A 19,232-nucleotide genomic window follows, 5' to 3' on the forward strand; every position below is an offset into this window, starting at 1 on the left:
AGATCCGCCACCCAGCATCTGAAAGACATCGCAACGCACAGATGGACTTCCCATGTCATTTCGATCCTTCAAAAAGCAGCGGGTTGCCCGCTTTTTCTTCGCAGCAGCGGTTGTTGTCGCAGGCCTCGTTGAGCCGGTGCAGGTGCAGGCTGAAGACCAGACTGCCCTTCGCTATGGTCCAGGTGTCATCAGCATCACGGTAGAGGACGATCGGCAGGACCGCCCGCTTTCAGGTGACCTATGGTATCCGACCTCGACACCGGAAGTCTTCAGCCGAGCAGACAAGAGCAAGGTCTGGCAGATGGCCCCTGCCGACCCCGACGGCAGGCCCGCGGAAGGGCGTTTTCCGCTGCTGGTCATCTCTCACGGCATGTATGGCAATACGCATAATCAGGCCTGGCTGGCGTCGGAGCTTTCGCGCCGCGGTTACATGGTCGCGCTGATCAATCATCCGGGAACAAGCACCTTCCTACGCGACCCGGATCAGGCCCGCCAAATGTGGGACCGTCCGGTTGATCTGTCGAGGCTGATCACCTTCCTGCTGAAAGACAAGGCAACGTCGACGCGGATTGATCCGGATCGCATTTATGCCGCGGGACATTCGCTTGGCGGCTACACCGTCATGGTTGTTGCGGGCGCGACATTCGATCCCGCGCGGCAGCAAACGAATTGCAGCGGGGATAACCAGCCTGCTTCGTGCAAGGCTTTTGCCGGCTGGTCGGTCGCCGAAACTGCGGCGGACAAGCAGCTGATGTCGGTTTCACGCAAGGACAGCCGCATCAGGAAAGTCATCAGCCTGGACCTTGGAGGAACGCCGCTGCTTTCTACGGAAAGTCTTCAGGCAGTCGATATTCCGGTGCTGGTTCTGGGAGCGGAACGCGCGGACATGGTGAACCAGGCAATCGAGTCCCGTGCCCTTGCCGCTTCGCTGCCGGCGAACATGGTGCACCACGTTGAACTTGAAGATGCCGGTCACTTCGACTTCATGGGCGTATGCAAGCCGGAGGCATTGGACCTTCTTTCAGAAGAAGAACCGGGGGACGAAATCGTCTGCGTGAAAGGCACCGTTGAGCGCGAGGCGCAGCACAAACGGATCCTTGCAGAAATCCTCAATTTCCTGAAGCCCTGATCCTCAAACAGGCGGGCCAAAGATGCAGCGATGCCACAGCCCGCCATCGGATCGCTTGCGGCTCAGCTTTCCGCTTGCATCCGCAGGGGCGCTCCGCCAAACATCCGCCTCATGTTGCAGATTACGGACCTTACATATCGGATCGGAGACCGCCTCCTGATCGACAGAGCCAGCGTTACGCTTCCCGGCAAGGCCAAGACAGGTCTTGTCGGTCGAAACGGTGCGGGCAAATCAACACTTTTCAAGATCATCACCGGTGATCTTTCCACCGAGACAGGCTCTGTGCAGATCCCGAAGCGTGCGCGCATCGGTCAGGTGGCACAGGAAGCCCCGGGGACGGAAGAAACCCTGATGGAAGTGGTGCTGGCAGCGGACAAGGAACGCAGCCAGTTGCTGGCGGAAGCAGAAACGCAGACAGATCCGGCCCGGATTGCGGAGATCCACACCCGGCTCGCCGACATCGGCGCACACACGGCAGAAGCCAGAGCAGGTGCGATCCTGTCCGGACTCGGCTTTGATGCCGCCGCGCAGCAGCGGCCGTGTTCGTCGTTTTCGGGCGGCTGGCGCATGCGTGTTGCGCTGGCGGCAGTTCTGTTTTCCGAGCCCGATCTTCTTCTGCTCGACGAGCCGACGAACTATCTCGATCTGGAAGGCACGATGTGGCTGGAGAACTATGTCGCCCGCTACCCGCATCAGGTGCTTCTGATCTCCCACGACAGGGACCTTCTGAACAAGGCCGTCGACAGTATCGTCCATCTCGACCGGGGCAAGATGACCTATTATTCCGGTGGATACGACAGTTTCGACCGGCAACGGCGCGAAGCGATGATCCTTGCTGAGAAGGCGAAGGAAAAGCAGGACGCCCAGCGCAAGCACATGCAGGCGTTTGTCGACCGGTTTCGCTACAAGGCCAGCAAGGCCCGCCAGGCGCAGTCCCGGCTGAAGATGCTGGAAAAGATGCAGCCGATTGCCGCACTCACCGACGAGAGCAGCAAACCGATCCACTTCCCCGATCCGGAGAACCAGCTTGCGCCGCCGATCCTGAAACTGGAAGGCGTGTCGACCGGCTATGGCGATACCAAGATCCTGTCACGGTTGACGCTGAACATCGACACCGATGACCGGATTGCTCTTCTGGGGGCCAACGGCAACGGCAAATCGACATTTGCCAAATTGATTTCCGGCCGTCTGGGCGCAATGGATGGCGAGATCACCAAGGCATCGAAACTCAAGATCGCGTTTTTCGCCCAGCACCAGCTCGATGAGCTCAAACCGTCGGAAAGTGCTGTCGCGCATGTCCGCGAACTCATGCTCGATGCGCCTGAGGCAAAGGTGCGGGCCCGGGTTGCACGTATGGGCCTTCCGACAGACCGAATGGACACGCCCGCGAAAGACCTGTCCGGTGGTGAAAAGGCACGCCTGCTTCTGGGGCTGGCAACCTTCGACGGTCCGCACCTGCTGATCCTCGACGAACCGACCAACCACCTTGATATCGACAGCCGTGAGGCGCTGGTGATGGCGCTGAACGACTATCAGGGAGCCGTTGTCCTGATTAGCCACGACCGACATCTGGTCGAAGCCTGCGCAGACCGGCTTTGGCTGGTGGCCGATGGCAAGGTGGAGCCTTATGACGGTGACATGGAAGACTATCGCCGGCTGATCCTGCAAGGGCCCGAGGCGGTTCAGAAAGCCCGCGACAAGGCCGCAGAGGAAGCCGACAAGGCAACTGCGCAGGAAAAACGCCGCGACGCCGCCGTCAAACGCGAACTCTTGAAGCCCCTGAAACAGAAGATTGATGCCGCCGAAAAGGAAATGAAGCGCCTGCAGGACAAGATCATCAAGCTCGACGAAGCGCTTGCAGATCCGGAGTTCTTTACCAAAGACCCCGACCGGGCTGCCAAATTCGCCAAGGAGCGAGCCTTCTGCGAGAAGAAGCTGATCAAGACCGAAGAGGACTGGCTCGAACTTTCCGCCGAATTCGAGGAGGCTTCCTGATGGCCACGATCACGACACTCGGTTTCGACGCCGACGACACGCTCTGGCACAGCGAACGGGTGTTCAGGCTGACGGAAGAACGCTTCGCAGACTTGCTCGGCGACTATACCGACAAGGATCATCTGGCCGAACGGCTTCTGGCAGCGGAAAAACGTAACGTTCTTCACTATGGCTACGGCGTGAAGGGCTTTACCCTTTCCATGATCGAGACGGCGATCGAGGTGACTGACCGGCAGGTGCCTGCAGATGTCATTGCCGAGATCCTGGAAGCCGGGCGGGAAATGATGACACACCCTGTGGAACCGCTTCCTTTCGTTGAAGAGACGCTGCAGAAAGTAAAGTCGTCGTTCAAGCTGGTGCTGATCACGAAGGGTGATCTGTTCGACCAGGAGCGCAAGGTGACGGCCTCCGGCCTCGACATCTATTTCAATGCAATCGAGATCGTCTCGGAAAAAACCGACGAGACCTACCGCTCGCTGTTTTCCCGCCACGGCAGTGGCCCGGGTGAAGCACTGATGGTCGGCAACTCGCTTAAGTCCGACATTCTGCCGGCGCTGGATGCAGGCGCCTTTGGCGTTCATGTTCCCTATGAACTCACCTGGGCATTGGAAGACGCGGACGAGCCGCGAGGTCACGACAGATTTTATCGGCTGGACCACATCGGAAAGGTGCCGCAGCTACTCGCTCGTTTGAGCTAAAGCAAAGCTAAGTGGCTGAAAAATCTGACCAGAGGTGAAAACAATTAAATTCCGACGGGTTGTCGTAAATGAACATTCAGACCCTAACGGCACCTTTGCGGTACAGCCGCCAGTGTTTTCGCAAGGTAAGATTTTTCGCACGCCTCCGATCAGGATATGCAATGCCTCTCTCCAGAACCGTCACCCTTTTTCTCGGTGCAACTGCGCTCGTGGTTGCTCCTTCCCTTTCCCCCGACGTGCCTCACCTTTCCTTCCAAGTGGACAAGGCCTTTGCCAAGAATGGCAATGGGAACGGCAATGGCGGCGGTAACGGCAACGGCAATTCCGGTGGCAATGGCAACGGTGGCGGAAACAAGGGAAATTCCGGCGAGAAGGGCAACAGCGGGAACTCCAACCGGGGTGGAAATTCCGCTTCCAACGGAAACGGCAACAAGGGTTTTGGTATCTTCAACCGCGGCAACGGCTCGAAGCAGGCCAAATCGAACAACGGGAACGGCAACGAAAAAGGCCTTGGAGGTTTCCTGAATTCCGTTTTCGGCACCGAGAACTCGAAGACATCCGGCAAACGTCAGACCGCCTCAAGGGGCAAGAGCGGCACGGCAAGCCACCGGCTTCCCAAAGCCGAGCGCGCGACACTGGCCAGCATCGCCGTAACGCCGCAGGCAAACCCCACCGGCAAACCGAAGAATTTCAACGCCAGGCTTGGCCGGCTGAATTCCTTGAACCGGAATTACCACGCCTATCTCAATTCCAACGACCCGCACCTGGCCGCCATCCAGGCCTACATTAACGACAGCCTCGCCTACGAGCGGCTTTCCGCGGATCTGCAAGGTCTTGAACAGGACCTTCTGACCGCTCGTACCCTGTTCGACAGCCTGCTTCAGGACGTCGACAGCTATGATGGCTTTGCTTACGACAGCCTGACGTCTCAACAGCTTGAAGACCGGCTTGCAGAGCTCGAAAGCGTCGACACGACCGAGTTGACTGAAGTCGAGCTGACCGCTCTCGAAACCGAACGACAGGCACTCGAAAACGCCCTGCAAAGCGACGCCTATTCCGATTTCAAAACGGCGGAAGCCGAATATGAAACGGAAAAGACATCTCTGGATGGACTTGCCGCGGATGTTTCTGACGAAGCGCTTGAAGAAGCGCTGCTGGCAATGGCCAACGAGAACCGTGTCCGCGAATATGGCGACGAGTATGTCGACGAAGAAATGCTCGACTGGGCCAAGCAGGTTCTCGGGGTTGGCGCCTACGTCGGCAAGATCGATGAAATCCGCGAAGCAACCGAAACCCCGGAAGACGGGGCAGATCCGCTCGATCCGGATGAAACCGCCGGTGCCGGTGACGGCTCGGACGGTTCAGACGCCAACCCGAATGAGCTGCGCCTGATCTCGACTTCGAACTAATTCTCTCGAGCGGGGCGGCCTTTTCAGACTTTCTGCTCGACGGGACCGCCCTGCTCTACCCAATCCGCAAAACCGTCTTTCAGATGCGCGGCCTCAAAGCCCATATCCTGAAGCATTGCGACCGTGAGCGCAGAGCGCCACCCGGCAGCACAGTGGAAGATGAAGCGTTTGTCCTGTGAGAAGACCTCCTTGTGATAGGGGCTCTCCGGGTCCACCCAGAACTCGATCATGCCGCGAGGGCAGTGAACGCTGCCGGGGATGAACCCGAGCTTCTGGCGCTCGCGGACATCACGCAGGTCGATGAAGACGACATCGGGATCTCCCACCAGCGCAATGGCAGCACCGGTGTCGACTTCCTCGATCCGGGCCCTGGCGTTGGCAACCATGTCCGCCGAGGACATTTTCAGTTTCTTCATGAGACTTTCCTCCACTGCCGGCATCGTGAAGCGACACGGCCGAACTTATTCCCAAACTCACAATCGCCTCAGGAGCCGCACCAGCCTAGGCCTTGCGTTCCCAGCCACCGGCTTCAGTCTGTTGCCAGTAAGCGATGTCGAACCCTTCCGCCTTGGCTTCTTTCCAGCGGTTACGCGCTTCCTGGACGGCTTCGGTGTCGTTGCCGTCGAACATGTAGATCGCCCGCTTGTAGGCGGTCAGCGGTGGCGGCGCGGCCCTGTCGACCAGAAACCTCACATCGGCTTCGTTCGGATTGTCCTGGTCCGCCGTGAGATAAATCGGCTGGTGTTCTGCATACCCGTCCGCCTTGGTGCCGTGCGGCAGGAAACCATCGTCCGTGAAGGTCCACAGATGGGCATCCAGAGCGCTGCATCGCTCCTCGGTTCCCGTCTGGACGACGACCTTCCAGTCTCGTTCCAGGCACTTCTGCAGAAGCTGCGGCAGCGCCATTTCCAGCGGCTTGTGCAAAAGGTGATAAAATACAACTTCAACGCTCATGCGTGCCCCTGTTTCGACGCTTCATTTGCACTTTCGCTTTCCGTTATCCACTGGCCTACCGGAATGTGGTGCAGGCCTGCAACACCCGTGTGTCCAAATTTCCCCAGGGACAAACATGACATGGACAGGCCATAAGACTCGTATCATTAACCCTTCGAAAATGTCGATTGGCTAGGTTTCGTCCCCGGGGACGATCCAATGATCAACTGATTTGGCCATGGATCAGTAGTGTGGCTGGTGACCGGTTATCAGGGACCAGCGCAAAAGGGGATTTGGTGAATGCTTGCGCGTGTCGTTGTGTTTTTTGCATTGGTTGCTGTCGTTGCAGGCGCGACACTGGGTATGGGACTTCTGGTTGAACCGGCAACGGCTTGCCAGACCTACAAGACCTGCTGATCCAGGGTCGACAGTCAATTTCGAAAAACCCGCCTTTTACGGCGGGTTTTTCTTTGGCGTAACAGCCTTGAAACCGATGTGGCCCTTCCTGCCGAGACAGCAGGAAGGTCCTGCTAGATTGAACTCAGCCTTCGTAGTGGTCCGCGACAAGCTGGTTCAGCAGACGAACGCCATAACCTGACGCCCAGCTCTGGCAGATATCGTCTTTCGGGGCACCGAACGCAGTTCCTGCGATGTCAAGATGTGCCCAGGGCACGTCGTTTGTGAAACGCTGCAGGAACTGGGCAGCGGTGATAGACCCGGCCCAGCGGCCACCGGTGTTCTTGACGTCCGCGTTGGGTGTGTCGATGATCTTGTCGTATTCCTTCGACAACGGCAGGCGCCAAAGCGGCTCGCCGCTTGCCTTGGCTGATGCCAACAGCTTGTCAGCAAGACCGTCATCGTTGGAGAACAGCCCGGCGTTGAGATTGCCGAGAGCAACAAGGACAGCGCCCGTAAGCGTTGCCAGATCGATCATGATCGCAGGCTTGTATTTCTCCTGAGTGTACCAGAGCGCGTCTGCAAGGACCAAACGGCCTTCCGCATCCGTATTCAGGATCTCGATGGTGGTTCCGGACATCGCGGTGACAATGTCCCCGGGACGCTGCGCGTTGCCGTCCGGCATGTTTTCGACGAGGCCTATGATACCGATGACGTTCGCCTTGGCCTTGCGGCCTGCGATCGCATGCATTGCGCCGACGACGGCGGCAGCCCCGCCCATATCACCCTTCATTTCCTCCATGCCCGCTGCTGGCTTGATGGAAATACCGCCGGTATCAAACACCACACCCTTCCCGACAAAGGCAACCGGGGCCTCCCCCTTCTTGCCACCGTTCCAGCGCATCACGGCCAACTGGGGCGGGCGGGTCGAGCCCTGGGCAACCCCCAGCAAGGCTGCCATCTTCAGCTTCTTCATTTCCTTTTCGCCGAGAACCTCGACTTCGACGCCCAGAGCCTCCAGCTCCTTGGCTTTCGCGGCGAACTCTACCGGCCCCAGCACGTTTGCTGGTTCGTTCACAAGATCACGGGCCAGAATCACGCCGTCGGCAATGGCCTCGGCGGAAGACCAGGCTTTTTTCGAAGACTTCGGATCGGCGACGGACAGCGTCACCTTCATATTCTTGGGCTTTTCATCGTCCTTCTTGACGGTCTTGTAGGCGTCGAAGGCGTAGGCGCGGAGCTTAATTCCCATAGCGAATTCTGCAGCCGATGCACCGGACGGGTCCGCAGCACCGGGCGCGTCCAGAAGCACCGTCGCTGCCTCGGCCTTGGTTTTCTGCAGCTCGGCAAAGACGGCGCCGCCGAAAGCCCGCCAGTCGTCACCGGTCAATTCGGCAGCGTCGCCGATACCGAAGACGATCAGCCGGTCGAGACCGGACCCTGCAGGCGCGACCAGATCGAGACTTGTCTTCTTCTTTCCGGAAAAACCTGCGATACCGGCCGGACGCTTCAGGCCGCCCTCGATGCCCGAAACGACCTCCTCTGCAATCGGGCCGAGGCTGAGGTCGCTGCCGGCCAGGATTACAGCCACCCCGCCTTGCGGCGCTTCAGCCTTGGAGAAGTTCAGTTTTGCGAGCTTGGTCATGCTTCGGTCCCGTTGGTTTTTCTGTTTGGAGCGGATGGGCGGTGGCAAGAAAAAATGCCCTATCCCGTGAATTGTGATTTTCCTGTCAAATCATGGGGTTTCAACGGCTTTTCGGCAAGGGCGACAAAAATTAATGTATATTTACCATTCTTATTCATGGGCCATTCACCACATTCCGTGTTATTCGGTCCCAGGCCGATTATCGTCAGATTTGCAGGGACATGTACCGGCACTGTTATGAAAACGCTTGAACGTTACATCATTCGCCGGACTGTCTACGCTTTCACCCTCACGATTGCTGCGATGACAGGTGTGGTTTGGGCAACCCAGGCCTTGCGACAACTGGACCTTGTGACCTCAAAGGGTCAGACCATCGTCCAGTTCATCGGCATTACGATGCTCGCCCTGCCTTTCCTGATCGTCATTGTTGCCCCATTCGCACTGATGATCGCCCTGATACTCGTTCTCAACTCCTTGTCCGGCGACAGCGAGCTCATCGTCATCGACGCCAGCGGCGGCTCCAGGTTTCTGGTTCTGAAGCCGGTAATGCTCTTTTCCGTCGTCGTCATGCTGCTGACCGCCAGCATGTCGCTCTACGTGGCTCCAGCCGGTCTGGCACAGCTGCGCACCGAAATCACCCGTGTGCGCGCAGACCTTGTCGCCAATATCGTCAAACCGGGCCGGTTCATCACGGTAGAGGACGGCCTGACCTTCCACATTCGCAACCGTTCCGGCAAAGGCACGCTGGACGGTCTGTTGATGCACGACACACGTGATCCGGAAACGGCCTTCACCTACCAGGCCGACACCGGCCAGATCGTGGAGGCAGCGGACCGCACGCTTCTCGTCATGCAGAACGGCACGATACAAAGACGGCCGAAACAGCAGGGCGATATCTCGATCGTGCGTTTCCAGTCCTATGCGTTCGATCTATCCAATCTCATTCCGGAAGCCGGTGAGCCGGTCTACAAAGCCAGCGAGCGAAGCACGCTTAACCTGATGTCGCCAGGAAGGCATGACGAATACGCGCTGAAGAACCCGGAAAAACTTGTGCAGGAGCTGCACGAACGCTTCAGTCAGCCGCTGTATTGCCTGGCCTTTGGCCTGATCGTGTTCGCATTTCTTGGAAAAGCGAGAACCACACGTCAAGGCCGCGGGTTTGCCGTCCTCGGTGCGATTTGCTCCTGCGTGCTGCTGAGGACAACCGGCTTCGGCGTTACTGCAATTTCAGGCTCATCGACTGCGCTTCTCAGCCTGCTTTATGTTGTTCCGATTACCGGTGCAGTGCTTGCACTTATCTCGATTTTCCGGGAGCAAGGCGGCTCGCAGCCGCGTTGGCTTACCGATCTGCAGCATTCCGTTCAGGATAGGCTGGACGCCCTGGGCGACCGTTTGCACGGACGCAAACCAGGAGGCGTCGCATGATCCTTGGACGCACTTTGTCGCTGTATTTTTCCGGCCGCTTTCTGAAAGCCATTCTGGGTCTTTTCCTGTTTGCGGCAGTTCTGATCTATCTGTTCGACGTCCTGGAGCTGGTGCGGCGCGGCGGAGACCGTGAAGGCTTTTCGGTCTTGCGCGTTGCGATGATATCCGCGCTTCGGGTGCCCCTGCTTCTTGAACAGGTCATTCCCTTCACCGTCCTCTTCGGAGCAATTGCAGCCTTTGTAACGCTGAGCCGCGCGCTTGAACTGGTGGTTGCGCGTGCTTCCGGTATCTCGGTCTGGCAGTTTTCCCTTCCTGCGATCCTCGTCGGCATCGTCCTCGGCATTCTCTCCATCACGGTCTACAATCCCGCCGCTGTCTGGTTTCAGCAGAAATCCGACGAGGCCGCCGCTGGGCTCTTCGGTTCGGAGCAAAGTTTTCTGCTTCAATCCTCGAACGATGTCTGGGTAAGGCAGGATGGTCTTGACGGGGAATCGGTGCTGCTTGCGAAGCAATTGCTGGAAGGTGGCACGCTGCTACGGGGCGTCACCATTTTCACCTTCGACAAGGACGGCACCTTTCGCGAACGGATCGAGGCCGATGAGGCGCGGCTGGGAGACCAGATCTGGTATCTGGACAATGCCATCGTCTATACGACCGAACAGGATCCACAGCCTTATGGCCAGTATCAGATCAGCACATTCCTGACAGCAACTGAAGTTCGCGAAAGCATCGGTTCGCCCGAATCGATTTCGTTCTGGAATTTGCCACGTTTCATCGAATTGGCCAGAAACGCTGGGTTACCTGCTTACCGCTACAATTTGCAGTATCAGACTCTCCTCGCCCGCCCACTTCTTTTGGTCGCCATGATTTTGATTGCAGCGGCGGTTTCCCTTAAAGTTTCGAGGTTTGGCGGATTGGGAAGTATGATTCTGGGTGGAATCCTTTCCGGGTTCGTGCTTTACGTTCTAACCGAACTTGCCAAGGACTTCGGGGGCGCGGGTATTGTCCCTCCCTTGGTGGCGGCATGGGCGCCGGGAATATTTGGAGTACTCATGGGTTTGACAATTCTCTTGAATCAGGAAGACGGGTAAAGTGATGACTTTTCCAGTTTTTCTGACAACAGAGACTTGGGCCAGAAAAGGCAGATTGTTGGCTGCGGCGAGCGTATGCGCCATTGCAGCAACCCTTTGCCATGGGTACACGCTTCCTGCTGCCGCGCAGGACCTGACAAGCAACCTGGCAGGGAACCTTGATCCCGATGCCGAATTGCTGCTCGAATCCAGCGAGATCACCTACGATTTTGACCGCGACCTCATCGTCGCGAATGGAGATGTGCAGGTCTATTACGACGGCAGCACCGTCCAGGCCCAACAGATTGTGTTCGACCGGAAGAGCCAGCAGCTCAAAGCGTCGGGCAACGTGATCTTCATTGAATCGAACGGCAATGTCGTGCGTACGGAAGAGATGGTCCTTTCAGAGGACTTCTCGGAAGGCTTTGCGCGCGCCTTGCAGATCGATACGACGCGCCGCACCCGTTTCCTGGCAGAGCAAGCTCGGCGTGAAGGCAACAACGTCACGACCATCGATAACGGCGTCTATACCGTCTACACCAAACCGACCAATCCCCCGAACAAACCGCCGCTTTGGCGCGTACGGGCCGAGAAGATCATCCACAATCAGCAGGAAAAGATCATTCGGTTCGAAAACGCAGCCTTCGAGGTTTATGGCCAGCCGATTGCATATCTGCCGTTTCTTTCGATACCGGACCCATCCGTCAAACGAAAGTCCGGTTTCCTGATGCCGAGCGGTATTGTTTCCGACAAACTCGGTTACGGCGTCAGCGTTCCCTATTACTGGGCTCTCAGCCCTTATTACGATGTCACCACGATCCTCACCCCGCTGACGAAGCAGGGCGTGTTCGGTGATGTCGAATACCGTCACAGGTTTACGGCCGGCGAAGTCAGCTTGTCCGGAGCGGGTCTTTTCCAGGCGCAGCCGGACAATTTCACGACGGACCGCGCGGACGACCGCTGGCGCGGTGCAGTCAATTCCACTGCGTCCTTCAACATTGCGCGTGACTGGACCTTGGGCTGGAACCTGACCTACAAGAGCGACCGTCAGTTCTTCAAGGACTACTCGTTCACCAGTTTCGGAGATAATGGGGAAACCTCCACGATCTACCTGGAAGGCAAGACGGATCGCAACGCGCTGTCAGTAAAAGCCTACGCCTATCAGATCTCGCAAGAGGACTACACGGACAGCCAGTTCAACGCCAACGGCTTCTCTCCCGTCGGAAGTTCCTTGCAGGACAAGCAGCCGCTCGTTCTGCCGGTCATCGATTATGACTATGTGTTCGCTGACCCGATTCTGGCCGGGGAACTGGCCCTGACGGCTAACTTCACCTCGCTGACACGGGATGAAACGGACGCCTTTTCCATTGATGGCGGAACGACTGCGAAGTTCCGCGGCGTTGATGGGACTTTCTCGCGCGTATCCGTCAAGGGCAACTGGCGCCGGACGTTTATTGATCCGCTCGGCCAGTCCTTCACGCCGTTTGCCTATATGCGCGGCGATCTGTTCTTTCTGGCCTCTCCCGATTCCGACGTAACCGCCCTCACCGGCGAAAGCTTCGTCGGTCGTGCAATGCCGGCGATCGGTCTGGAATACCGCTACCCGTTCATTGCGACATTCGATGGCGGCAACCAGATTCTGGAACCTGTGGCCCAGATCGTTGCCCGTCCGAACGAACAGCGCATCGGCGAGTTGCCGAACGACGACGCGCAAAGCATCGTCTTCGATACGACGACCCTGTTCGATTACGACAAGTTCTCAGGGTTTGACCGCGCCGAAGGCGGCACGCGCCTTAACGTTGGCCTGAACTACAAGCTGCAGCTCGATAGCGGCTATTACGTCAGCGGCCTGTTCGGCCGGTCCTATCAGCTTGCCGGCGACAACTCCTATGCCATTCCGGATATTCTCGGCGCGACACAGGATTCCGGTCTGGAAACCACCTTGTCCGATTACGTCGGCAGTCTTTACCTGGACACGCAATACGGCATCAAGGTCGGCGCCCAGGCCAGGCTCGACAAGGAAGACTTCTCCGTAAACCGGATTCAGGCGCAGGCCAGCGGCATCTACGGTCCAGTGGTGTCTTCCCTCGCCTATGCGTTCCTTAACGCGCAGCCGGATGTCGGTATCGACGATCCGCGCGAGGAACTGCTCGGTTCTGCAAGCCTACGTCTGGAAGAAAACTGGCGTATCTTCGGCTCCATGCGGTACGACCTGCAAAACAGCAACATCGTGCAGGACGGTCTTGGCGTCGGCTATGACGACGAAGGCTTCTCCCTGTCTGTCACCTATGCAGAAGACCGCAGCCGCAACGACGGCGATGAAGTCAACCGGACGCTCTATTTCCGTATCGGTTTGAGGACCATCGGCACGACACAGGTTTCCAGCGGCGCACTCAACTAATCTTTATCGCCGGGCTCAGGTCATCATGCCGCCACGAAAAAAGGCATGATGCGCGGAACCTTTGAAATTTCGGGCATGATATGCGAAACATCATGTCACAAAACAACGAACTTCGGTTTGGCCCCAAGCCAGCACGGATGGTTATTAAATGCGACTTCGTATCGTTCCGGTTTTCTTTGGACTAGCTTTGATGCTGGCGGCACCGCTGGCCACGCCTTCCCATGCAGCAATCAAAATCATCGTCAACGATGTGCCGATTACGGATTACGATATCAACCAGCGTGCCCGGCTGATTACGCTGACCCAGCGCAAGTCGGCATCTATCGCAAAGAAGCAGGCTGAAGAGGAACTGGTCGATGACCAGGTCAAACTTGCCGAGGCCGAACGCGTTGGCATCGATGTCAGCAAATCCGAAGTCGACAACGCCTTCAACAACATCGCCCGGAATGTGAAAATGTCTCCGGCGCAATTGTCCAAGGCGCTTCGCAGTGGCGGCGTTCAGCCGGACACCTTGAAGGAACGTCTGAAAGCGCAGCTTGCCTGGAACCAGGTCCTTCGCTCGCGCTTCAGTGGTCGGATCGAAGTCAATGAGTCCGATGTGATCGCGGCCTTGAAAAAGACCGACGAAGAGGACCGTCAAAAGTCCGTCGAATACGACCTCAAGAGGGTCATCGTCGTTGTACCGAAGAACTCTTCCGGCGGTTTCAAGTCAAAGCGCAAGAACGAGAGCAACCAGATCCGGGCAGCCTTCAACGGATGTGATGAGTCCGGCGCCATTCTCGGAAAATACAGCGAAGTGGTCGTCCAGCCGATCGGGCGCAGGCTCGAAACGGAGCTGCCGGAGGACATGCGGGCCGAAATCGAAAAGATGACACCTGGCAAGTTGACGAAACCGTCCGCCACGCCGGTCGGCTACGAAATGATTGCCGTTTGCGGCAAGCGTGAAATTGCCTCGGACATTGCCGTGCGCACGGAACTTGAAAACGAGCTGCGGCAAAAGGAAGGCGAAAGCCAGTCCCGCCGCTATCTCATGGAAATCCGCCGCCGTTCCACCATCATCTATCGCTGACCCGGCATGCGCTCCAATCAAAAGCCGATCGCCGTCAGTATGGGAGAACCTGCCGGGATCGGTCCGGATCTGGCGCTGATTGCCTGGGCCAACCGCAAGGCTCTTGGCCTGCCGCCGTTCTATATCCGCGGCGATGAAGCTCTGCTGCAAGCCCGAGCCGAAAGAATGGGTCTGAATGCAAGGCTCAAAATGGTGGCACAGGACGAAGCCGCCGCAGTTTTCTCAAAAGCACTTCCCATCGTGCAGACCGGGCCGGCTCTATCCGACCAGCCGGGTGTGGAAGCACCTGAAACGGCGGCATCTGTTGTTGCTGCGATCGAAGGGTGTGTCGAAGATATCAAATCAGGCGTTGCCTGCGCACTTGTGACCAATCCGATCAACAAGGCGGCGCTTTACAGAACCGGCTTCGCATTTCCCGGCCATACGGAGTATCTGGGTGCCCTGGCCGAAAAGCATTGGCCTGGCGAACCGGAGAAACCGGTTATGATGATTGCCGGACCGGAGTTGATGGTCGTTCCCGTAACCATTCATATCCCGCTTCGCGATGTTCCCACCGCGCTGACGACAGACCTGATTGTCGAAACCGCGCAGATCACTGCAAACGATCTCAGAACACGATTTGGCTATCCCTCTCCCAGGCTTGCGGTCTGTGGTCTGAACCCCCACGCTGGTGAGAACGGCGCGATTGGAACGGAAGACCGAGACGTGATCGAGCCAGCCATAGCCCACCTGCAGGCACTGGGCATCGATGTCAGCGGCCCGCATTCGGCCGATACCCTGTTTCATCCTTCCGCCCGCCAGCAGTATGACTGCGTGCTTGGCATGTACCACGACCAGGTTCTGATACCGGCGAAAACCATCGGCTTTGATGACAGCGTCAATGTGACCCTCGGTCTGCCTTTCGTCCGCACATCTCCCGATCACGGCACGGCCTACGGCCTTGCAGGAAGCGGTACAGCACGGGTTGACAGTTTTGCCGCGTCCTTGCGCATGGCCGATGTTCTGGCCAATCCCGAGCAGTTCTAGGGCGACACCCAACAATGGCACAGATAGATGATCTGCCCCCGTTGCGCGATGTCATCGCCGAGCATGGCCTGAATGCCAAGAAATCGCTTGGGCAGAACTTCCTGCTTGATCTCAATCTCACCTCACGGATCGCACGGTCTGCCGGGAGCCTTGAGGATTGTACCGTGCTGGAGGTCGGACCCGGGCCTGGCGGATTGACCCGAGCCTTGCTGGCAGCCGGGGCGAAACGGGTGATTGCGATTGAAAAGGACAGCCGCTGCCTGCCGGCCCTTGCCGAAATCTCGGCACACTATCCGGGTCGTCTGGAAGTCATTGAAGGCGATGCCCTTGAAATCGATCCCGTTGCGCTTACCGGAGGCGACAAGGTCCGGATCGCGGCCAACCTGCCTTACAACGTCGGCACACAGTTGCTGATCAACTGGATCACGACGCCTGACTGGCCGCCGTTCTGGTCGTCACTGACGCTGATGTTCCAGAAGGAAGTTGGCGAACGGATCAGCGCGGCACCAGGGTCCAAGGCTTATGGCAGGCTTGCCGTGCTGGCGGGCTGGCGTTGCAAGGGAGGCATACTGTTTGATATCAGCCCCAAAGCCTTCACACCGCCCCCGAAGGTGACGTCGGCAGTCGTCCATCTGGAACCAAACACCTTGCCCCTGCCCTGCGACCTCAAAGCCCTTGAAAAGATCACCGCTGCAGCCTTTGGACAAAGGCGCAAGATGCTGCGTGCGAGCCTCAAGTCGCTGTCTGCGGACGCTGTAGAGCTTGTCACAAAAGCCGGCTTGAAACCGACGGCCCGCGCGGAAGAGATCGACATCGCGGGCTTCGTCGACCTTGCCAACACATTCCGGGCTGCACAGGCAGTTTGACCTACAGCCTGATGCCGGCTCTTCCTGATCGCTTTTCAATCCCGCTTTTGAAGGTGGATACCACCGGATCACGCTTGACTGGATGGTTCGCCGCGCCCCCTGCCTAACGCGCCTGGCAAAAGCTCCAGCACGCGCGGTGAGTCGACTGACGTAACGAACGTCTGCCCTTCGATCAGCGCTATGGAAAATCAAGAAAAGGTCGAAACGTGTTTCCCGGCGAATGATTTTCGGAAATGGGGGACCCGTTATGCCCGACCCGCGCTTTGCCAAAGTCCGGTCCGGCTCCGTTTCTGCCCGGCCATCCAGAGCGGGTCGCGTATAACTGGTCAGGACTTTTCAGCTAGTTCCGTTTCGAGGTCGTCGACCATTCCCTGGATGAGCGGCCCGATCTTCGGAGAACGGAACTGCTTCAGTCTTTCTGCCTTCAGGATTGCGCGAACGTTCTCATAGGCGCGCTCCAGATCGTCATTGACGACCACATAATCGTACTTCGACCAATGGCGCATTTCCCCGACAGCAGTCTTCATGCGCTTGAGGATAACTGTGTCCTCATCCTCCGCGCGCCGTTTCAGACGCGATTTCATTTCGGCAATGGACGGCGGCAAAATGAAGATGGAAACGACATCGTCGCGCATCTTTTCATAGAGCTGGAAGGTGCCCTGGATATCGATGTCGAACAGAATGTCCTTGCCATTCTCGATGGCGTTTTCGACAGGACCACGCGGCGTGGCGTAGTAGTTGCCATGCACCTCGGCCCACTCCAGCAGTTCGTCGTGCTCGCGCATCTGCTCGAACCGGCCGGCATCGATAAAGTGATAATGAACGCCGTCGACTTCACTGGACCGGCGCGGGCGCGTGGTCACGGAAATGGACAGGGCAAGATTGTCTTCATTCTGAAGCAGGAGACGCGCGATGGTCGATTTTCCGGCGCCGGACGGCGACGACAACACCAGCATCAGGCCACGGCGCTGCTGCTCGGCCTGCTCCGCACTGACGATGGTTCCCGTTGAGGTCCCGGCAGGTGCGTCGGACATGTGGCTCACTCCAGATTCTGTATCTGCTCACGCATTTGATCGATAAAGGACTTCAAGTCCAGCCCAATGGCGGTCAGGTCGACGTCATTGGACTTTGAACACAGGGTATTGGCTTCCCGGTTAAATTCCTGGGCGAGGAAGTCCAGGCGCCTGCCAATTGCTCCGCCGGTGTCCATCAGTTCGCGCACCGCTGCAACATGCGCATGCAGCCGGTCCAGTTCCTCGCGAATGTCGGCCTTGGTGGCAAGAAACACTGCTTCCTGATGAAGGCGCTGCGGATCCAACTGCCCATCCGAGGCCTCCATCAGCTCGGAAAGCTGGCGCTTCAGCCTCGCCTTGATGGCGTCCGGTTTGCGTGCCGGCAGATCCTCAGCTGACTGCGTCAGTTCGGCGATCCTGTCGATCTGATCGCGCACGACCTTGCCGATAGCCTGCCCCTCGCTGTGGCGCATGTCGACGAGGTCGATCAGCGCTGCATCCAGCGTCGTCAGCAACGCATTGTGAAGCGCTGCCTGAACGTCTTCGTCTTCTTCCGGCTCCTTGAGCTCGAAGACACCCTTTTGCGCCAGAATGGCGTCGAGAGAAGGCGGCGCAAGATCCGGCACACGTTTTTTGAGAAGGTCGATAGTCGCCAGAACGGCATCCAGCGCAGTTTCATTGACCTGAAGCTGCTGTTCCGACTGATCCCGCTGCATGGAGAGCCCGATGGAGACATTTCCACGCCAAAGCAGCTTGCCACAACGTTCGCGGATCTTCGGCTCAAGGGCTTCAAGCCCCGTTGGGATCCGGATGCGTAGGTCAAGCGACTTGCCGTTGACAGACCTCAGTTCCCAGGTCCAGCGCACGGCTCCGGATTCACCCAAAGCCCGTGCAAAGCCCGTCATGCTGGCAAGTGCCATGTGTGCCCCTTCGCGAAAGTGCCGCCTCCTGCCCGCCGTCCCGGCTGGCTCCGGTCAATTGGACGTGGCCGGCTGCGTTTCCTGATTTTGTTGCTCCGCCTGGCGGCGTTCTCTTTCCACCTTGCGCCACTTGCGGACGTTTGCCTGGTGCTGTTCGTAGGTCTCGGCAAAAATGTGTCCGCCGGTTCCGTCGGCCACGAAATAGAGATCCTGCGTGCGCGACGGATTGGCGACAGCCTCCATGGCCGCCCGGCCCGGGTTGCCGATCGGCCCCGGCGGCAGGCCATCGATCTGATAGGTGTTATACTTGTTTTCCGTCTTAAGCTCGGATTGCTTGATCGCCGAGCGATCCTTCAGCCAGGCCTCGCCGCCATAAAGACCGTAGAGGATTGTCGGGTCCGATTGCAGGCGCATGTTCTTGTTGAGACGGTTCACGAAGACACCTGCGACACGCGGGCGCTCGTCCGCCAGGGCCGTTTCCTTTTCCACGATGGACGCAAGGATGACCAGCTCTTCCGGCGACTTTACCGGCAAGCCCTCTGTGCGGCGCCCCCAGATTTCCGCCAGCAGCTTGGATTGCGCTGCCTTCATCTGGTTCAGAACTTCTTGCCGGGAAGCCCCGCGCGCGAACGTATAGGTTTCCGGAAGCAAAGCCCCTTCAGCGGGCACTTCGGTGATCTCGCCAACAAGCACGGGATGCTCGCGTACGCGCTCGATGATCTGGGCGGTTGTCCAGCCTTCCGGGATCGTTACCGAATGGGTGACGGCATTGCCTTCCACCAGATCGGTCATGATCTCTTCCATGGAAACACCTGGCGCGAAGGCGTATTCCCCGGCTTTCAGTTTGGTGGCGTTCTTGTAGAACCGGATGCCGAGATTGAAGATCCACTCGTCCAGCAGGTTGTCACTGATAACGCCCTGCCCTGAAAGCCTGTCGGTGATGCCGGAAAGACCAGCGCCCGAGGAAATCACGACAGTGGCCTCCTTCTGCAGCGGCCCCTTTTCCTCGAACTTCTGTTTGCCGAAATAAAGCGCGCCCCCGAATGCGGCAAGCCCGAACACGGTCAAGGTGATGACCATATTGATCAGAATGACGAAGGGGTTGCGGACGTGCCGGGAGCGTTGCGGAGGCGCAGGCGCCGGTTCGGGCTGCAAGGCTTCACGCGGGCTTTTGGGCTTAATGCGCATATTGGGTCGCACCTCCAAGATTGAGCCCCCAAATCCCTGACCAAGGCTC

At 58.1% G+C, this 19,232-nt stretch carries 16 protein-coding genes; 10 read left to right on the forward strand and 6 right to left on the reverse strand.

Going from position 1 to position 19,232, the window contains the following annotated elements:
* Positions 1-52 precede the first annotated feature (52 nt).
* The 4 genes from V1T76_RS10180 (at position 53) to V1T76_RS10195 (ending at position 5,231) form a co-directional block, all read left to right on the forward strand.
* Positions 53-1,129 carry an alpha/beta hydrolase family protein gene (locus V1T76_RS10180; RefSeq protein ID WP_330560555.1) on the forward strand — a complete coding sequence of 359 codons (1,077 nt, stop codon included), beginning with the start codon at positions 53-55 and terminating at the stop codon, positions 1,127-1,129.
* Positions 1,130-1,240: 111 nt separating this feature from the next.
* Positions 1,241-3,124, forward strand: coding sequence for an ABC-F family ATP-binding cassette domain-containing protein (locus V1T76_RS10185; RefSeq protein ID WP_330560814.1), 1,884 nt, complete (start codon positions 1,241-1,243; stop codon positions 3,122-3,124).
* Positions 3,124-3,822: an HAD family hydrolase gene (locus V1T76_RS10190; RefSeq protein ID WP_330560556.1), complete on the forward strand. Its 699-nt coding sequence runs from the start codon at positions 3,124-3,126 to the stop codon at positions 3,820-3,822. Before V1T76_RS10185 ends, V1T76_RS10190 begins: the two co-directional genes overlap by 1 nt.
* 161 nt (positions 3,823-3,983) lie before the next feature.
* Positions 3,984-5,231: a hypothetical protein gene (locus V1T76_RS10195; protein ID WP_330560557.1), complete on the forward strand. Its 1,248-nt coding sequence runs from the start codon at positions 3,984-3,986 to the stop codon at positions 5,229-5,231.
* A 23-nt stretch (positions 5,232-5,254) separates the two neighbouring features.
* Here V1T76_RS10195 and V1T76_RS10200 read toward each other — a convergent pair whose 3' ends face one another.
* From V1T76_RS10200 to V1T76_RS10210, 3 genes are all read right to left on the reverse strand, one after another.
* Positions 5,255-5,647 (reverse strand): rhodanese-like domain-containing protein, encoded by a 393-nt coding sequence (locus V1T76_RS10200; RefSeq protein WP_330560558.1) that lies wholly within the window; start codon positions 5,645-5,647, stop codon positions 5,255-5,257.
* Positions 5,648-5,732: 85 nt separating this feature from the next.
* On the reverse strand, positions 5,733-6,185 hold the full coding sequence (locus V1T76_RS10205) for a DNA polymerase III subunit chi (protein WP_330560559.1): 453 nt from the start codon (positions 6,183-6,185) through the stop codon (positions 5,733-5,735).
* Between the two features lie 520 nt (positions 6,186-6,705).
* Positions 6,706-8,205 (reverse strand): leucyl aminopeptidase, encoded by a 1,500-nt coding sequence (locus V1T76_RS10210; protein ID WP_330560560.1) that lies wholly within the window; start codon positions 8,203-8,205, stop codon positions 6,706-6,708.
* Between the two features lie 237 nt (positions 8,206-8,442).
* Here V1T76_RS10210 and lptF point away from each other — a divergent pair, with 237 nt between their 5' ends.
* From lptF to rsmA, 6 genes are all read left to right on the forward strand, one after another.
* Positions 8,443-9,630, forward strand: a complete 1,188-nt coding sequence (gene lptF, locus V1T76_RS10215) for an LPS export ABC transporter permease LptF (protein ID WP_330560561.1) — start codon at positions 8,443-8,445, stop codon at positions 9,628-9,630.
* Entirely contained in the window at positions 9,627-10,721 is a 1,095-nt protein-coding gene (gene lptG, locus V1T76_RS10220; protein WP_330560562.1) for an LPS export ABC transporter permease LptG, read from the forward strand. The genes lptF and lptG overlap by 4 nt, the downstream gene beginning before the upstream one ends.
* 58 nt (positions 10,722-10,779) lie before the next feature.
* Positions 10,780-13,101 carry an LPS-assembly protein LptD gene (locus V1T76_RS10225; RefSeq protein WP_330560563.1) on the forward strand — a complete coding sequence of 774 codons (2,322 nt, stop codon included), beginning with the start codon at positions 10,780-10,782 and terminating at the stop codon, positions 13,099-13,101.
* Between the two features lie 148 nt (positions 13,102-13,249).
* Positions 13,250-14,170 (forward strand): peptidylprolyl isomerase, encoded by a 921-nt coding sequence (locus V1T76_RS10230; RefSeq protein WP_330560564.1) that lies wholly within the window; start codon positions 13,250-13,252, stop codon positions 14,168-14,170.
* 6 nt (positions 14,171-14,176) lie between these two features.
* The gene (gene pdxA, locus V1T76_RS10235; protein ID WP_330560565.1) at positions 14,177-15,196 is read left to right on the forward strand and encodes a 4-hydroxythreonine-4-phosphate dehydrogenase PdxA; all 1,020 of its coding nucleotides are present in this window, start codon (positions 14,177-14,179) and stop codon (positions 15,194-15,196) included.
* 14 nt (positions 15,197-15,210) lie between these two features.
* Entirely contained in the window at positions 15,211-16,062 is an 852-nt protein-coding gene (gene rsmA / locus V1T76_RS10240) for a 16S rRNA (adenine(1518)-N(6)/adenine(1519)-N(6))-dimethyltransferase RsmA (RefSeq protein WP_330560566.1), read from the forward strand.
* A gap of 326 nt (positions 16,063-16,388) precedes the next feature.
* On the opposite strand, the gene gmk is transcribed toward rsmA, so the two are convergent.
* The 3 genes from gmk to mltG are packed head-to-tail and all read right to left on the reverse strand — an operon-like array spanning position 16,389 to position 19,183.
* A complete protein-coding gene (gene gmk / locus V1T76_RS10245; RefSeq protein WP_006931826.1) occupies positions 16,389-17,096 on the reverse strand; it encodes a guanylate kinase in 708 nt (235 codons plus the stop codon).
* Positions 17,097-17,101: 5 nt separating this feature from the next.
* Entirely contained in the window at positions 17,102-17,995 is an 894-nt protein-coding gene (locus V1T76_RS10250; RefSeq protein ID WP_330560567.1) for a YicC/YloC family endoribonuclease, read from the reverse strand.
* A gap of 54 nt (positions 17,996-18,049) precedes the next feature.
* Entirely contained in the window at positions 18,050-19,183 is a 1,134-nt protein-coding gene (mltG, locus tag V1T76_RS10255) for an endolytic transglycosylase MltG (protein WP_330560568.1), read from the reverse strand.
* Between the last annotated feature and the right edge of the window lie 49 nt (positions 19,184-19,232).

It is taken from the genome of Roseibium sp. FZY0029, from assembly GCF_036350355.1.
Taxonomy (GTDB): Bacteria; Pseudomonadota; Alphaproteobacteria; order Rhizobiales; family Stappiaceae; genus Roseibium.

What these genes read in the sequence shown, in the direction of transcription:
- rsmA (WP_330560566.1), top strand. Translation starts at nt 15,211, where the DNA reads ATGGCACAGATAGATGATCTGCCCCCGTTGCGCGATGTCATCGCCGAG.
- lptF (WP_330560561.1), top strand. Translation starts at nt 8,443, where the DNA reads ATGAAAACGCTTGAACGTTACATCATTCGCCGGACTGTCTACGCTTTC.
- V1T76_RS10195 (WP_330560557.1), top strand. Translation starts at nt 3,984, where the DNA reads ATGCCTCTCTCCAGAACCGTCACCCTTTTTCTCGGTGCAACTGCGCTC.
- V1T76_RS10185 (WP_330560814.1), top strand. Translation starts at nt 1,241, where the DNA reads ATGTTGCAGATTACGGACCTTACATATCGGATCGGAGACCGCCTCCTG.
- mltG (WP_330560568.1), bottom strand. Translation starts at nt 19,183, where the DNA reads ATGCGCATTAAGCCCAAAAGCCCGCGTGAAGCCTTGCAGCCCGAACCG.
- V1T76_RS10250 (WP_330560567.1), bottom strand. Translation starts at nt 17,995, where the DNA reads ATGGCACTTGCCAGCATGACGGGCTTTGCACGGGCTTTGGGTGAATCC.
- V1T76_RS10205 (WP_330560559.1), bottom strand. Translation starts at nt 6,185, where the DNA reads ATGAGCGTTGAAGTTGTATTTTATCACCTTTTGCACAAGCCGCTGGAA.
- V1T76_RS10210 (WP_330560560.1), bottom strand. Translation starts at nt 8,205, where the DNA reads ATGACCAAGCTCGCAAAACTGAACTTCTCCAAGGCTGAAGCGCCGCAA.
- V1T76_RS10200 (WP_330560558.1), bottom strand. Translation starts at nt 5,647, where the DNA reads ATGAAGAAACTGAAAATGTCCTCGGCGGACATGGTTGCCAACGCCAGG.
- V1T76_RS10180 (WP_330560555.1), top strand. Translation starts at nt 53, where the DNA reads ATGTCATTTCGATCCTTCAAAAAGCAGCGGGTTGCCCGCTTTTTCTTC.
- V1T76_RS10230 (WP_330560564.1), top strand. Translation starts at nt 13,250, where the DNA reads ATGCGACTTCGTATCGTTCCGGTTTTCTTTGGACTAGCTTTGATGCTG.
- gmk (WP_006931826.1), bottom strand. Translation starts at nt 17,096, where the DNA reads ATGTCCGACGCACCTGCCGGGACCTCAACGGGAACCATCGTCAGTGCG.
- pdxA (WP_330560565.1), top strand. Translation starts at nt 14,177, where the DNA reads ATGCGCTCCAATCAAAAGCCGATCGCCGTCAGTATGGGAGAACCTGCC.
- lptG (WP_330560562.1), top strand. Translation starts at nt 9,627, where the DNA reads ATGATCCTTGGACGCACTTTGTCGCTGTATTTTTCCGGCCGCTTTCTG.
- V1T76_RS10190 (WP_330560556.1), top strand. Translation starts at nt 3,124, where the DNA reads ATGGCCACGATCACGACACTCGGTTTCGACGCCGACGACACGCTCTGG.